Raw genomic sequence first — 14,177 nt, 5'->3', positions numbered from 1 at the left:
GAGTGAATTATTTAAGTCTGAGAAAATGCTGTATTATTGTGTGGTTAGTATGCGGAGTATTTTGTTAAAAAAGCGCATTTTCACTTTTAATAATGAAAAATCCACTTCTTTCAGAAGTGGATTTTATGCGATCCGGACGGGACTCGAACCCGCGACCTCCGCCGTGACAGGGCGGCATTCTAACCAGCTGAACTACCGGATCAATTTTTTTGAGCTAAAAATTGTAAAAGCTTGCGATCCGGACGGGACTCGAACCCGCGACCTCCGCCGTGACAGGGCGGCATTCTAACCAGCTGAACTACCGGATCTTTTTTATAATCTTAGATTGTTACCCTTGATTATTGTGGTTGCAAATATATAGCTTTTTTCATTATCTGCAAATTTTAATTATTAAATTTTTTAGAATTGATGTTAAATTACAGAGAATCAAAATGATTATTTCGCTATATGATTAGTTTTGATCTCTATTATATTACAGTTGTTGTTATCAGGATTATATTTATTGGAGTTTTTTGATGAGTTACAAGCAAAAGTCTGCAACTATACATTGAATACTTTGAGCATTTTTCTGTGAAATTGAGATAGTATAAGCCAGAATTAAGCTTACTTAGAATGTAGTATTGTGGTATCTGAAAATTTCTACATCAAAAATCATGCTAAAAATATTTAAATTCAAAAAAAATTAGTAAATTCGTCCTAAATTATGTTAACAGACACAAAGTAGAATATGCTAAAACAAAATTTACAACTTAAGTTAGGACAGAAACTTGCGCCGCAGCAGATTCAGCTGATGAAGTTGATTCAGCTTCATACTTTGGAGTTTGAAGAGGAGCTGGAAAGAGAGCTGGAAGAAAACCCTGCACTTGAAATTGCTAAAGAAGAGACTGCAGATGATGAATATTCTTCACTCGATGATTCTTACGAATCTGAAGGTACGGAAAGTATTGAAACAGATTTCGATGTAAATGAATATCTTTATGATGATGAGCCAAGTTATAAAACAGCATCAAGTAATTATTCGGCAGATGATGAAGATTTTGATAATGAAAGTCTCCTTACAGAAGGTCAGTCACTTTTTGATTATTTGATGGAGCAAATTAATCTTATCAATATTGCAGATGAAGATTTAAAAATTGCAGAATACATCATCGGTAATCTTGATACAGACGGTTATCTGAGAAGAGAAATTAAATCTATTGTAGATGATCTTGCTTTTTCCCAAGGAATTTATACAACACAGGAAAAGGTAGAAGATATATTAGAGAATTATATTCAGAAACTGGATCCGCCCGGAGTAGGAGCGAGAGGTCTGCAGGAATGCCTTTTGCTGCAGATTGAGAAAAAAGTAAGCTCGGATAAAGCAGTGTCTCTTGCTGCAAATATTTTGCGTTTTCAGTTTGATGCTTTAACTAACAAGCACTACAATAAGATTATTCAGAAATATGATATTGAGGAAGAAGATCTGAAAGATGCGTTAGAAGAAATCTCAAAATTATCTCCGAAAGTTGGTGGGAATTTTGATACTCAGACCATTACAATCAATCAGGAAATTATTCCGGATTTTGTTATTCAGGTAAAAGACGGACAGGTTATTCCTTTATTGAATAGTAAGAATGCTCCGACATTAAGAGTTTCTGAAGAATATAAAGATATTTTAACAACCTATTCTCACGATAAAAATTCATCTGAACACAAACAGGCTGCTCTGTTTATCAAGCAGAAACTGGATGCCGCAAAATGGTATATTGATGCCATTAACCAAAGACAGAATACTTTGCTGCAGACCATTAATGCTATTGTGAAATTTCAATACAATTACTTTATTACGGGAGATGAGAAATCTTTAAAACCAATGATTCTGAAAGATATTGCAGATATTACAGGTTTTGACATCTCTACCATCTCCAGAGTAGTAAAAAGCAAATATGCAGATACACCCAACGGAATTATTTATCTGAAAGATCTGTTTTCAGACAGTCTTACGAATGACGACGGTGAGGAGGTTTCCACAAAAGAGATCAAAAATCATCTTCAGGAAGTCATCAGCAAAGAAAATAAAAGAAAACCACTTACGGATGATGCTCTTGTAGTGATCCTAAAAGAACAGGGATATAATATCGCAAGAAGAACGATTGCTAAATATCGTGAACAGCTCAATATTCCGGTAGCAAGATTAAGAAAAGAACTTTAAAATAAAAAGGCTTGAAATATTATATTTAAGCCTTTTTTAATTGAATCAGTCTTTGTAAATAATATATCTGTTTCTGATTTTAGAAAACTTTTCAAGTTCAGGTTTCCAAGAGGATTTAATTTCTTTTACAGATTTTCCCGCAATAATCTGCTTGCGAAGCTCATCTGAACCTGCAAGTTTATCAAAGAATAAATTTTTAAGAAAAAAATCCTGCTGTGGATTCTTATAATTTTTATACGCTTTTATGAGCCATTCCAAATTTAGTTCCTGCAGCTTTTTCGGATAATCCGAAAGATTTTCACCATAGCACATTTGTCCGTTAAGAAACGGGTCTTTTGCTCCGTAATTAGGTTTAGGAGTAAACTGAAAGGGAAGTTCTTTTGTCCAGGGAGAACCATATACCTGAAACGGAAGATCTGTACCGCGGCCTACAGAAACCTGAGTTCCTTCAAAAAAGCATAAACTAGGATAAAGATTAATAGATTGGTCATTAGGTAAGTTAGGGGAGGGTTTTTCAGAAATAGGATAGCGTTTTTTCTTATGATAATTTTTCATCGGAATCAAAGTATATTTAGCCTGAATTCCGTTTTTGAGCCATTTTTCCCCATTCACCATTTTTCCATATTCTCCGATGGTTAATCCATATATAACAGGAACTTCGTGCACTCCGACAAAACTTTCCCATTTTTTCTTTAAAACTGGTCCGTCAATATATCCGTCATGTGGATTTGGTCGGTCCAAAACCATAACTTCCACGTTATTTTCAGCAGCGGCTTCCATCAAATAAGTTAAAGTTGAGATATAAGTATAAAATCTCACGCCAACATCCTGAATATCAAAAACAATGACATCAATTCCTTTTAACTGTTCCGATTTTGGTTTTTTATTAGATCCATAAAGAGAAATAATGGGAATTCCTGTTTTCAGATCTATTCCGTTTTTTACTTTTTCTCCCGCATCTGCATCACCTCTGAAACCGTGTTCAGGTGCAAAAATAGATTTAATCTGGACATTGTTTTTTAGTAAAAAATCGACTAGATGGCTTTTGTCGCTTAACAAGCCTGTCTGATTGGTCACAATACCTATCGTTTTATTTTTCAATTGTGGTAAATAAAGTTCCGGCTGATCCGCCCCGGTTTTGAAATCTTTATCTGATGTTTGAGAATAATATATATTGAATACACCCAAAAAAATTAGGCAAATAAGAAGTAATGTTTTAATTTTGAAATTTAAATTCATAAGCTTGAAATTTCCATTATATTTCTCCAGAAAAATAGCGTTTTCCAAAGATAACAAAAATAACCTTTCACGGGTGATTATCTTCATTGGCAGGCTGTCTGTAGCTTTAGGAATTATTGTTTCGCTCATCACAGTCTCTACAGGATTGGGTTCTAAAAAAGCAATTAAAGAAAGACTTGCAGATTTCAGCGGACATGTAACGGTAAAATCTACCAAATCAAATTCTTCCTATAATACCTCTGTTTTAGATAATGAAGGATTGAATATTAAGCAGATTCTGTCTCTTCCGGATGTTGCAGCTGTTCAGAAATATGCGATGGTTACAGGAATCATGCGAAACGAGCACAGTTTTGCAGGAATCATTTTCAAAGGAGTAGCGAAAGATTTTGACAGTTTACGTTTCAGAAAATTTATAGTTGAGGGTAAAACACCTTTCTTTAATGAAGACGGATACAACAATGGTGTGGCTATTTCGCAAAAATTGGCAGGAGATTTACACCTGAAAGTAAATGACAGTATTGTAACAGTATTCTCAAAGGCTGACCAGAAGCCAATTTACAGAAAATTTGAAGTTACCGGAATTTATAAAACAGATATTAAAATGATTGATGACCAGTTCGTTATTGGTGATATCAACCATGTGAAGAGAATTCTTGATATGAAGGATAATGAAATCGGCGGACTTGATGTTTTTTTCAAAAATGTAAACAATATTGACGAAGATTTTCCTGCGGTTGAAAAATTTATTGGTTATAAAAACTATGCTGAAAAAGCTACAGATAAATATCCTCAGATCAACGACTGGATCGGTCTTTTTGATACCAATATAGGGATCATTATTTCGATTATGCTTTTGGTGGTGATCATTAACATTATTATGGTTTTGCTGATTCTCATTATAGAGCGAACCAATTCTATCGGGCTTCTTAAGACTTTAGGGGCAACCAATGGGCAAATTCGTGCAACATTTATCAATTATACTCTGATTATTATGATTCCCGGGCTTTTATATGGTAATGTCATTGGTCTTGGTCTTCTGATTCTGCAAAAATTCTTTGGAATTATTACACTTAACCCTGAAAACTATTATGTAAGTGTAGTTCCTGTAGATCTTAATCCTTTGGTAATTGTTTCTATTTCATTGGGAATTTTAATTATTTCCGGATTAGCATTAGTGATTCCAAGTTATCTGATCAGTAAAATTTCTCCTGTAAAATCAATTAAATATAATTAATTACTACAAATTGTTCCGTTAAGTTGTCTTTTTTTGCTGATTTTTTCATGGGATGGCAAACTACTAGCCCCGATTGTAGAGGAAATCCTTTTTTGCAAAAAAAGATTGGAACGGAAAGCGGGAATTGCTCCTAAAAACAATCTTTGCAGTTAAAATCTCCAAAATCTATCAAATATGAAGAATTGTTAAGTGATTTGTATCATTAATCAGCCTCATAGAATTTAGTATTGCCCTAATTATTTTGAAAGCCTTATCTTTGTGCCGCTTATAAAAGATTTATGAAATACGCAGAAAATATACTCGAAACCATTGGAAATACTCCACTTGTAAAACTGAATAAAGTTTTGGGAGAAGATTTTCCGGCTTTGGTTTTGGCAAAAGTTGAGACATTCAATCCCGGTAACTCGGTAAAGGACAGAATGGCTCTGAAAATGATTGAAGATGCCGAAAAAGACGGTAGATTAAAGCCTGGAGGCACCATCATCGAAGGGACTTCAGGTAATACAGGAATGGGATTGGCTTTGGCAGCAATCATCAAAGGATACAAATGTATTTTTGTTACCAATTCCAAACAGTCTAAGGAAAAGTGTGATATTCTTCGTGCAGTAGGCGCAGAAGTTATTGTTTGTCCTACGGATGTAAAGCCTACAGATCCTCGTTCTTATTATTCGGTATCGAAAAGACTGGCAACAGAAACAGAAAACGGATGGTATGTGAACCAATATGATAATTTGTCTAACAGAACTGCTCATTACGAATCTACAGCTCCTGAAATCTGGGAACAGACAGAAGGAAAGCTTACTCACTTTTTGGTAGGAGCGGGAACTGGAGGTACCATTACAGGTTGCGGAATGTATTTCAAAGAAAAAAATCCTAATATCAAAGTTATTGGAGTTGATACTTATGGATCTATTCTTAAAGAAATCCACGAAACAGGTGAGATTCATCTTGAAAATGCTTACTCATACATTACAGAGGGTATTGGTGAAGATATTTTACCCGAAAACTATGATATGTCTGTAATTGATCATTTTGAGAAAGTTACAGATAAAGACGGAGCTGTATATGCAAGAAAACTTGCAAAAGAAGAAGGGATTTTCTGTGGATATTCTGCAGGAAGTGCTATTGCATCGCTGGTACAGATGAAGGAACAGTTTACGAAAGATGATGTAATTGTTGTACTGTTTCACGATCACGGCTCCAGATATGTAGGTAAAATCTACAATGATGAATGGATGAAGGAAATGGGATGGTTAGATTAATTCCACTTTATAGCATGCTAAAAAACTCAGAGTACGGCTCTGAGTTTTTTTTATTTAAAAATTTGACTGTTCTAATTGAAAATATTGTTCTCTAGTGCATATTTTACAACTCCGACAGAGTTTTTTACATTGAGTTTCATCAGAATTCTTTTTCTGTGAGTTTCTACGGTGTTAATACTGATAAATAATTTTTCGCTGATATCTTTGCTGCTTAATCCGTTGCAGATGTGTTTTAAGATTTCTAATTCTCTTTTGGTTAAAGATTCCCTGATGTTCGGATCATGTTTTTCTTCTTCGTGGCTGATGTAATTGATCATCATCTCTTTTACATGGTCACAGACATAGGTGTCATCATTCATTAATGTGGAAATAGATTTTACCAGTTCTTCGTAAGGGCTGTTTTTGTCTAGGTAACATTTGATTCCTTTATTAAAGAGCTTTCTGATACTTGAAATATCAAATGAATGTCCAATTACAATAATCTTGGTACATCTATATTGAAGTAAAGTTTCCTGAATTAAAGAATGTATATCAGTAAGAAGCATGGTATTGGTTCCTATCATCAGAAATTCCGGAGGCTCTTTCTTCAGATGCTCGGTAAACTTTTCGTAACAATTAAAATTTCAACGGAACTAAAAATCTTGTTTTGAACAAGAAGTTTTGACAAGCCTTCTGCATACAGCAGTGACTCGTCAAAGATAATTAACTTTGGCTTCATCATGGAATAGTTTTCAGTTTTTAAATATATGAATATTATTTAATTATTTGCCATATTTTTTGATTTGTTTTAATTATTTATTTAATCTATGGTATTTATTTTATCAAATTCGCAAAAGCATCTGTTTATATCAAATTTTAGGGATATATTTTGAATATTGTTTATTTAATTATTCTTTGCCATTGCCTTCTGGTGAAGCGTTTCAAATTTTCTAATAGTGAGTAATTTATCCAAGTGGGGAATTGGATGTAGATGATTAAGAAAAGAAAACACAGATTTTTGTTCAATTAATTTTAGATAAATAAATAAACGGGCAAAATATTTATTTAAATTTTAAACAATAAAAAAGCCTCCTGATCGGAGGCTTAAATAAGCTGTTAATTAGAATAACCGCTCAATTCTTCTTTTTTAGAATTGTAAATTTTGTATTCCAGATACCTGAAAGAATCTCTCGGGATGATGGTTACCCATTTTTTGTATTTCAAAAACCATTTCATCTGTATGCTTTTCATGCCTTTTGTAAGATAAGCTTCTACGAAAGGATGCACGTGTAAGAAAAGTTTACCTTTTTCTTTTTGCATAATATTTCTGATGGTTTCACCCATTTTTTCCACAATAACGATAGGAGCTACAATTTCTCCATCTTTATTAGGATTTTCTTCTTTGGTATCAATTTGTTTTTCGGGACGGTTTCTTTGTCTTGTAATTTGTATCAGCCCAAACTTACTTGGCGGTAAAATTTTGTGACGTGCTTTGTCCCGGCTCATTTCTGTTCTGAAATGCTCATAAAGATCTTTTCTGTGATCAGGATTGGTCATATCGATAAAATCTACAACGATAATGCCGCCCATATCACGAAGACGAAGTTGTCTTGCTATTTCTGTGGCTGCCATTTTATTCACGTTAAGTGCGTGTTCTTTATTGGCAGTATTTCCGGCTGTGATGTTATTACCGGAATTCACGTCGATCACGTGAAGCGCTTCTGTGTGTTCTATGACAAGATAAGCACCCTTGGAACTGGGAATATTTACATGTTTTCCGAAACTCTGTTTCAGTTGTTTTTCAACATTGTAATATTCTAATAGAGGAATGTGTGAGTCATAAAACTGAACAATATTTTTACGTTCAGGGGCAATGACTTCAAGATAGTTTTTCATTTCGCTTACCATTTGCTCATCATCGCAAATGATGTTTACAAAATCCTGATTAAAGTTGTCTCTAAGAATAGAAGATGCTTTATCATCTTCGCTCAAAACTTTTGACGGAACTTTATTTTTCTGAATATTTTTAAAAGTATTTTCCCATTTCTGAATCAGCTGATTCATGTCATTATGGAGATCTGCTACTTTTTTGCCTTCTGCAACTGTTCTGATAATAACGCCGAAACCTTCAGGTTTTATACTGTTAATCAGGGTGCGGAGTCTCACTTTTTCTTCAGAGCTGCCTATTTTTTTTGAGATAGATACTTTATTGTCGAAAGGTATCAGAACCAAAAAACGTCCCGTTAAGGATATTTGTGTAGAAATTCTCGGTCCTTTGGTTGAAATAGGCTCTTTGGTAATTTGTAATAAAACGATATCATCTTTAGCGATGATTTTGTCGACAGTTCCGTTTTTATCAATCTCAGGCTGAATTTCGAAGTTCTTCAGGCTGGAGCTGGTCTGTTTTTTTGAGACGGAATCTTTCAGAAATTTCCGGTAGGTAAGATATTGCGGTCCCAAATCCTGGTAATGCAGAAAAGCGTCTTTATCGTATCCGATATTTACAAACGCTGCATTAAGATTCGGAGCCAGTTTTTTTACTTTTCCGATAAATAAATCTCCTACAACAAAATCATTTTTGTCTTCTTCCTCATGAAGTTCACATAGTCTTCCGTCCTCCAGCAAAGCAATCTTTGTAAGATCATCTTCATACGAAACTATTAGTTCTTTCTTCATTGTTAAAATTAAAGATAAAAAGATTGATGATGAAATGAGATCTGTTGTCAGATCGTCATTTCCATTTGTTTACATAATAAAATATAGTCGGTGAATAATAAAATTAAAATTGCACCAACTATATTATTATATTAAAAACCTCGCGTGAGATTATTTTTTCTTATGTCTGTTTGCTCTTCTTCTTTTCTTTCTTTTGTGAGTTGCAACCTTGTGTCTTTTTCTTTTCTTTCCGCTTGGCATAATGTTAATTTTTTTAGTAAATCGTTAATATTAAATTTTTTATTTTACTGCAACTTTGGTCTTTACTTTTTCCACAAAAGATTTTGATGGTTTGAAAGCCGGAATATTGTGTGCAGGAATTTCTATTGCAGTGTTTTTTGAGATGTTTCTTCCTGTTTTAGCTGCTCTTGTTTTCACGATGAATGATCCAAAACCTCTTAAGTAAACATTGTCTCCATTGTACATAGAAGTTCTGATCTCCTGCATAAAAGCTTCTACAACTTTCTGTGTTTCATTCTTTTCGGTCCCCAATTTATTTGAGATGGTGTTTACCAATTCTGCCTTTGTCATTTCCTTTGTAAATTTTAAATTTTAGGTGTGCAAATTTAGTTAAAAAAATTGAATAGTCACAAATTAACAGCGAAAATATTTCACATAAATCCCTGACAATTTTATGTTTAGTATGGTTTTTAACTTATAAAATGAAATTTCACAGGCTAAATTAACTGGATTATTGTGAAATAATTCCGTAACTAACTCTTCAATTCAAATAAAAAGCCGAAACATTTCTGTAACGGCCTTCAAATGTAGTAATAATTTACTTATTTTTTCATTCCCGGAGGGTAATTTGCCATAATTTCTGACATAATCTGAGGAATTTGTTTTTGCTTTGACTTTGGACGGTCAACTGCAATCCCGCTTCCTATACCTTGCCAAACGAGTTTCTGGCTCTGTGCATCAATCATATCTACGATAATAGCGCCTTCATTATAATTGCTTGTCCAGGTTCTGTTCATCCCGATTCCCCAGCCGAAACCGCCGCCCCAGCCCCACATTCCCCCTGGATTGGTAGTGTTGATGTCAGTAATTTTTTTATGATTTGCTTTTACATTAATAATCAGATCTGGTGTATTTGATGATGAAAGACCTTTCATCTGAAGTTGTTTAGAGAGTTCGTTCAAGACTCTGTCTTTATCAATATCATTCAGTTTAAGATCATCAATTCTGAGCTTATATGTTTTATACGTTGAAAAATTGGCAGTCTGCGCATAATCTGAACGTACCTTAAAAGGGCTGCATGAGCTTAAAGTTAAACCTGCGGCAAGTAAAATAAAAATATATTTTTTCATTGTATTGATTTTTTAATGTTTTTATTGAATGTGTCTGTCTTTTTATCGTATCCGTACGGACAATGTTTGCATCCGCTCTTACAGCAATATCCCCGTTTGAGATGAAATTTTTCCGTGAAAACTTTGTATCCCTGCTCATTGTAGTAAAAGTCTTCATGCTCTTTGATGTCAAAATTTGCCATAAGTTAAATCAAAACTTTTATATTTGTTATCATGATAATTGTGTGCCAATTCCTGCTCAAAAATACAAAAATAAACGGCATTACGCTTTTTCCTTTTATTTTAATTAAAAAACCTGAGGATAAGCACAATAAAGTTTTGATCAACCATGAGAAAATTCATCTCAGGCAACAGCTCGAACTGCTTATTATCTTTTTCTATATATGGTATATTGCCGAATATTATTACCATTTTTTCAGATTGAAAAACGCTTATCTTGCGTACCTTTCAATTTCTTTTGAAAGAGAAGCTTACGCAATGGAACACAATTTTAATTATCTTAAAAAAAGAAAGTTCTGGTCATTCTGTAAATATTTGTCTTAATTTAACAATTTATAAAGGTTTTTAGATTTGTTTAACTTCGGCTTAAGTGTTCAATTGAAATAAATTCAGGAAATTTGCCTCAATGAAAATTCCAGAGATTCATATTCCGATTACAGAAATTCCTGTTGAGAAAAATATAAAACTCTATATTAAAAGAGAAGACCTTATTCATCCTCAAATTTCAGGTAATAAGTATTGGAAGCTTTTCTACAACGTCAATCAATATTTAGAAAAAAAGCCGAAAAATCTTTTAATCATAACATTTGGCGGAGCTTTTTCCAATCACATTGCGGCGGTAGCAGCCTTTGGAAATATTTCAGGTATTAAAACACTGGGAATAATAAGAGGAGAGGAACTTGAGCAAAAATGGCGGGAAAATCCCACTTTACTGGCTGCCAAGAGAAACGGAATGAACCTCAGATTTGTAACCCGTGAAGAATACCGTTATAAAGAAAAACTTACTGAATTTTTGCAGCAGGAATTCCCGGATGCTTTAATTATCCCAGAAGGCGGTACCAATCATAATGCTGTACAGGGCATTAAAATGATGCTGAACGAGCAAACAAAAGATTTTGACTATCTTTGCACGGCAGTAGGAACCGGTGGAACTATTGCAGGAATTGCCGAATTTTGTGAAGACAGTCAGAAAGTTATAGGCTTCAAGGCGGTAAAGGATAGTTCTTTAGAAAAAAAGATTTCTGAACTTACGCAAAAGAAAAATTATATATTAACGGATTCTTCTTTAGGCGGTTATGGTAAAATAAATGATGATAACATTCGTTTTATTAATGATTTTAAATTAAAACACAATATTTCCTTAGATCCGGTGTATACAGGAAAAATGATGCAAAAAATTTTTGAGATGACAGACGAGGGATATTTCCCTGAAGGAAGCAGTATTCTGTGCTTTCATACAGGAGGCTTGCAGGGAATTGAAGGAACCAATTTATTTTTGGAAAAACAGAACAGAAATTTAATTATAATCTAAATAGAGAAACAGGAAATATTAAGTTCCATTTTTTATTTTAAAACAATAAATAAATAAAATGAAAAGACTTTTTTTACTCATTAGCCTTCTAGTTTTATCAAAATTTTCAGCTCAGACCTGGGCTACAGAAGATCAGTACATTCAAAAGTTTGCGCAATATGCGGTAGAGGAGATGGAGAAGTATAAAATTCCGGCTTCTATTACTCTCGCACAGGGACTTTTGGAAACCGGGGGCGGACAAAGCCGTCTCGCTCAGGAAGGAAAAAATCATTTCGGAATAAAATGTAAAGAAGACTGGACGGGAAAAACTATGAAGCACACTGATGATGCTCCCAACGAATGTTTTCGCGTGTACGACGATCCGAAACAGTCTTATGAAGATCACTCCGTATTTTTAGCGACCCGAAAGTATTACACCAAACTTTTTGAGCTGGATATGAAAGATTATAAAGCCTGGGCTCATGGTTTGAAGAAAGCAGGGTATGCTACAAACCCACGATATGCATCTATTCTCATCGGAAAAATTGAAAAATATAAACTGTACGAATTTGATGAGGTCAATTCCAAGGAAGTTACTTACGCTTTGCTCAAAAAATACCCCGATCTGAAAGACGACAGAACCTTCATGGCAAGTTTAGAGCCTGCAAAACAGGTGAAAGAAATCAAAAAAGCTTCACAGCCTGTTACTGTAACGGTTCCTTACAAAGCAACATCTTATGCAGAGCAGAAAAAAAGGGTAGAAAGGATTAAAAAAGAAGAAACTTTAAACACTATTTTAATCAAAAGTCACCCGAATGATGGCTTAAAATATATTGTTATTCCTGAAGACACCAATGTGAAATACATTGCGGATAAATTTAAAATCAGCGAAAGTAAAATTTTAAAATGGAACGAACTGGAATCTGATGTCCTGAAAAAGAATGCTATTGTTTTTCTGGAATCTAAAAATTCTGACGGAAATACTCCTACCTATAAAGCTGCTTCTGGAGAAGACATGTACGACATTGCACAAAAATTCGGAATAAAACTTAATAAACTTTACGCAAAAAACAGAATGAATGAAGGGCAGAAACCTTCTGCCGGACAGCTGATCTATTTAATCGACAAAAAACCTAAAAACTAAAATTGGTTGTTGGTTTTTAGTTGATGGTTGTCGGTTTTTAGCTTACAGGTATACTATCAACCAAAAATCAAAAACCATCAACTATTTAATATCAATGAAATATCAAAGAAGTTCAGCTTTATTTAATGAAGCTAACCAATACATTCCCGGAGGTGTAAATTCTCCTGTTCGCGCTTTTAAATCAGTAGGCGGAGTACCTGTTTTTATGAAATCTGCAAAAGGGGCATATCTTACCGATGCTGATGATAATACGTATATTGATTACATCAATTCCTGGGGACCGGCAATTTTAGGGCATACACATCCTGAAGTTTTGGAAGAGCTTAAAATCCAAGCAGAGAAAGGTTTTTCTTTTGGCGCTCCCACAGAACTTGAAACCGAAATCGCAAAATTCATTATATCAAATGTTCCGAATATAGACCAGATCAGAATGGTGTCTTCCGGAACCGAAGCCTGTATGAGTGCCATTAGACTGGCAAGAGGTTTTACGGGAAGAGATAAGATCGTAAAATTTGAGGGCTGCTATCACGGTCATTCAGATTCATTTCTCATAAAAGCGGGAAGTGGTGCGGCAACTTTTGGAAATCCGAATTCTCCGGGAGTTACTTCGGGAACAGCAAAAGATACCTTGCTGGCAAGATACAATGATCTGGAACAGGTGAAAGATCTTTTCGCCAATAATCCGGAGGAAATTGCTGCGATTATCATTGAACCGGTAGCCGGAAATATGGGATGTGTACTTCCTGAAAATAATTTTCTTCAGGAACTGAGAAAAATCTGTGATGAAAATGGAGCTTTGCTTATTTTCGATGAAGTAATGACGGGTTTCAGACTGGCTTTTGGAGGAGCGCAGGAACTTTATGGCGTAAAAGCAGATTTGGTAACGTACGGAAAGGTAATCGGAGGCGGGCTTCCGGTAGGAGCTTTTGCCGCAAGAAATGAAATTATGGATCATCTGGCTCCGAAAGGTGCGGTTTATCAGGCAGGAACATTAAGCGGAAATCCTCTGGCGATGAGAGCCGGTTTAAAAACTTTGCAGATCATTAAAAACGATGCAGGATTTTTCAGCAGACTGGAAAAAACTACCGAAATTTTAGATACCGAAATCGGAAAAATTTTAACCGAGAAAGGGATCGCCCATACCATCAACAGACAAGGGTCGATGATGTCTGTTTTCTTCGACAGCGAAAATGTTTCGGATTTTGATGAAGCGCAGAAAGCTAACCACAATACCTTTAACCGTTTCTTTCATCACATGCTCACTAACGGAATTTATCTTCCGCCAAGCGGCTACGAAACCTATTTCATCAGTGATGCCATCAAAGAAAACGAAATTGAGATGACACTGGAAGCGGTAAGGAAATTTGAAAGCTTGTAGAGCTGTTTCTAACCACAATAAAAAAACGTCCGCATCTTTTACTGAAAAGATACGGACGTTTTCATTAAAACCTACGGACGTTTTGAATGAAAGATGCGGACGTTTTTAGAAAGCGGCTTAGTAGCTGTAAAAACTCATGCGTACTAATCTCTAAATTGATGCGGATAAACTGATCAATTCATACGCATCATTTAATAAAATAACGTGAGTTCGAT

Annotated in this window: 13 protein-coding genes and 2 tRNA genes; 7 read left to right on the top strand and 8 right to left on the bottom strand. The window is 34.7% G+C overall.

Features of this window, described 5'->3' with window-relative positions; all coding sequences use genetic code 11:
- Positions 1-128 precede the first annotated feature (128 nt).
- Both AC0NBN_RS08070 and AC0NBN_RS08065 read right to left on the bottom strand, forming a co-directional pair.
- Positions 129-202: transfer RNA gene (locus AC0NBN_RS08070), tRNA-Asp, on the bottom strand.
- A 32-nt stretch (positions 203-234) separates the two neighbouring features.
- Positions 235-308: transfer RNA gene (locus AC0NBN_RS08065), tRNA-Asp, on the bottom strand.
- A 419-nt stretch (positions 309-727) separates the two neighbouring features.
- Between AC0NBN_RS08065 and rpoN the strand changes: the two genes are divergently transcribed.
- Positions 728-2,191, top strand: a complete 1,464-nt coding sequence (gene rpoN / locus AC0NBN_RS08060; protein WP_160812244.1) for an RNA polymerase factor sigma-54 — start codon at positions 728-730, stop codon at positions 2,189-2,191.
- 45 nt (positions 2,192-2,236) lie between these two features.
- On the opposite strand, the gene AC0NBN_RS08055 is transcribed toward rpoN, so the two are convergent.
- On the bottom strand, positions 2,237-3,430 hold the full coding sequence (locus tag AC0NBN_RS08055; RefSeq protein WP_160812245.1) for a DUF1343 domain-containing protein: 1,194 nt from the start codon (positions 3,428-3,430) through the stop codon (positions 2,237-2,239).
- Between the two features lie 4 nt (positions 3,431-3,434).
- Between AC0NBN_RS08055 and AC0NBN_RS08050 the strand changes: the two genes are divergently transcribed.
- The gene (locus AC0NBN_RS08050; RefSeq protein ID WP_160812246.1) at positions 3,435-4,664 is read left to right on the top strand and encodes an FtsX-like permease family protein; all 1,230 of its coding nucleotides are present in this window, start codon (positions 3,435-3,437) and stop codon (positions 4,662-4,664) included.
- Positions 4,665-4,942: 278 nt separating this feature from the next.
- Positions 4,943-5,926, top strand: coding sequence for a pyridoxal-phosphate dependent enzyme (locus AC0NBN_RS08045; RefSeq protein ID WP_160812247.1), 984 nt, complete (start codon positions 4,943-4,945; stop codon positions 5,924-5,926).
- Between the two features lie 71 nt (positions 5,927-5,997).
- Here AC0NBN_RS08045 and AC0NBN_RS08040 read toward each other — a convergent pair whose 3' ends face one another.
- From AC0NBN_RS08040 to AC0NBN_RS08020, 5 genes are all read right to left on the bottom strand, one after another.
- Entirely contained in the window at positions 5,998-6,489 is a 492-nt protein-coding gene (locus tag AC0NBN_RS08040; RefSeq protein ID WP_160812248.1) for a response regulator transcription factor, read from the bottom strand.
- Between the two features lie 532 nt (positions 6,490-7,021).
- On the bottom strand, positions 7,022-8,581 hold the full coding sequence (locus AC0NBN_RS08035) for an Rne/Rng family ribonuclease (protein WP_143885301.1): 1,560 nt from the start codon (positions 8,579-8,581) through the stop codon (positions 7,022-7,024).
- Positions 8,582-8,860: 279 nt separating this feature from the next.
- Positions 8,861-9,151, bottom strand: a complete 291-nt coding sequence (locus AC0NBN_RS08030; protein WP_034674127.1) for an HU family DNA-binding protein — start codon at positions 9,149-9,151, stop codon at positions 8,861-8,863.
- Between the two features lie 251 nt (positions 9,152-9,402).
- Positions 9,403-9,930, bottom strand: coding sequence for a DUF4136 domain-containing protein (locus AC0NBN_RS08025; RefSeq protein WP_130915261.1), 528 nt, complete (start codon positions 9,928-9,930; stop codon positions 9,403-9,405).
- Positions 9,927-10,112: a DUF5522 domain-containing protein gene (locus AC0NBN_RS08020; protein WP_089742553.1), complete on the bottom strand. Its 186-nt coding sequence runs from the start codon at positions 10,110-10,112 to the stop codon at positions 9,927-9,929. The genes AC0NBN_RS08025 and AC0NBN_RS08020 overlap by 4 nt, the downstream gene beginning before the upstream one ends.
- 31 nt (positions 10,113-10,143) lie before the next feature.
- Here AC0NBN_RS08020 and AC0NBN_RS08015 point away from each other — a divergent pair, with 31 nt between their 5' ends.
- From AC0NBN_RS08015 to hemL, 4 genes are all read left to right on the top strand, one after another.
- The gene (locus AC0NBN_RS08015; protein WP_160812249.1) at positions 10,144-10,473 is read left to right on the top strand and encodes a hypothetical protein; all 330 of its coding nucleotides are present in this window, start codon (positions 10,144-10,146) and stop codon (positions 10,471-10,473) included.
- An 82-nt stretch (positions 10,474-10,555) separates the two neighbouring features.
- Positions 10,556-11,461 (top strand): 1-aminocyclopropane-1-carboxylate deaminase/D-cysteine desulfhydrase, encoded by a 906-nt coding sequence (locus AC0NBN_RS08010; protein ID WP_474467934.1) that lies wholly within the window; start codon positions 10,556-10,558, stop codon positions 11,459-11,461.
- A 58-nt stretch (positions 11,462-11,519) separates the two neighbouring features.
- Positions 11,520-12,584 (top strand): glucosaminidase domain-containing protein, encoded by a 1,065-nt coding sequence (locus AC0NBN_RS08005; RefSeq protein ID WP_160812250.1) that lies wholly within the window; start codon positions 11,520-11,522, stop codon positions 12,582-12,584.
- A 94-nt stretch (positions 12,585-12,678) separates the two neighbouring features.
- Positions 12,679-13,962: a glutamate-1-semialdehyde 2,1-aminomutase gene (hemL, locus tag AC0NBN_RS08000; RefSeq protein ID WP_160812251.1), complete on the top strand. Its 1,284-nt coding sequence runs from the start codon at positions 12,679-12,681 to the stop codon at positions 13,960-13,962.
- The last annotated feature ends 215 nt before the right edge of the window (positions 13,963-14,177 follow it).

The sequence above is a fragment of the Chryseobacterium sp. L12 genome (genome assembly GCF_056133985.1).
The sequence above is the reverse complement of the archived record's forward strand: the minus strand, read 5'-3'. Positions and strand labels throughout refer to the sequence as shown.

Coding starts and splice junctions, on each gene's coding strand:
- rpoN (WP_160812244.1), top strand. CDS start 728: ATGCTAAAACAAAATTTACAACTTAAGTTAGGACAGAAACTTGCGCCG.
- AC0NBN_RS08055 (WP_160812245.1), bottom strand. CDS start 3,430: ATGAATTTAAATTTCAAAATTAAAACATTACTTCTTATTTGCCTAATT.
- AC0NBN_RS08045 (WP_160812247.1), top strand. CDS start 4,943: ATGAAATACGCAGAAAATATACTCGAAACCATTGGAAATACTCCACTT.
- AC0NBN_RS08040 (WP_160812248.1), bottom strand. CDS start 6,489: ATGATAGGAACCAATACCATGCTTCTTACTGATATACATTCTTTAATT.
- AC0NBN_RS08035 (WP_143885301.1), bottom strand. CDS start 8,581: ATGAAGAAAGAACTAATAGTTTCGTATGAAGATGATCTTACAAAGATT.
- AC0NBN_RS08030 (WP_034674127.1), bottom strand. CDS start 9,151: ATGACAAAGGCAGAATTGGTAAACACCATCTCAAATAAATTGGGGACC.
- AC0NBN_RS08025 (WP_130915261.1), bottom strand. CDS start 9,930: ATGAAAAAATATATTTTTATTTTACTTGCCGCAGGTTTAACTTTAAGC.
- AC0NBN_RS08020 (WP_089742553.1), bottom strand. CDS start 10,112: ATGGCAAATTTTGACATCAAAGAGCATGAAGACTTTTACTACAATGAG.
- AC0NBN_RS08015 (WP_160812249.1), top strand. CDS start 10,144: ATGATAATTGTGTGCCAATTCCTGCTCAAAAATACAAAAATAAACGGC.
- AC0NBN_RS08010 (WP_474467934.1), top strand. CDS start 10,556: ATGAAAATTCCAGAGATTCATATTCCGATTACAGAAATTCCTGTTGAG.
- AC0NBN_RS08005 (WP_160812250.1), top strand. CDS start 11,520: ATGAAAAGACTTTTTTTACTCATTAGCCTTCTAGTTTTATCAAAATTT.
- hemL (WP_160812251.1), top strand. CDS start 12,679: ATGAAATATCAAAGAAGTTCAGCTTTATTTAATGAAGCTAACCAATAC.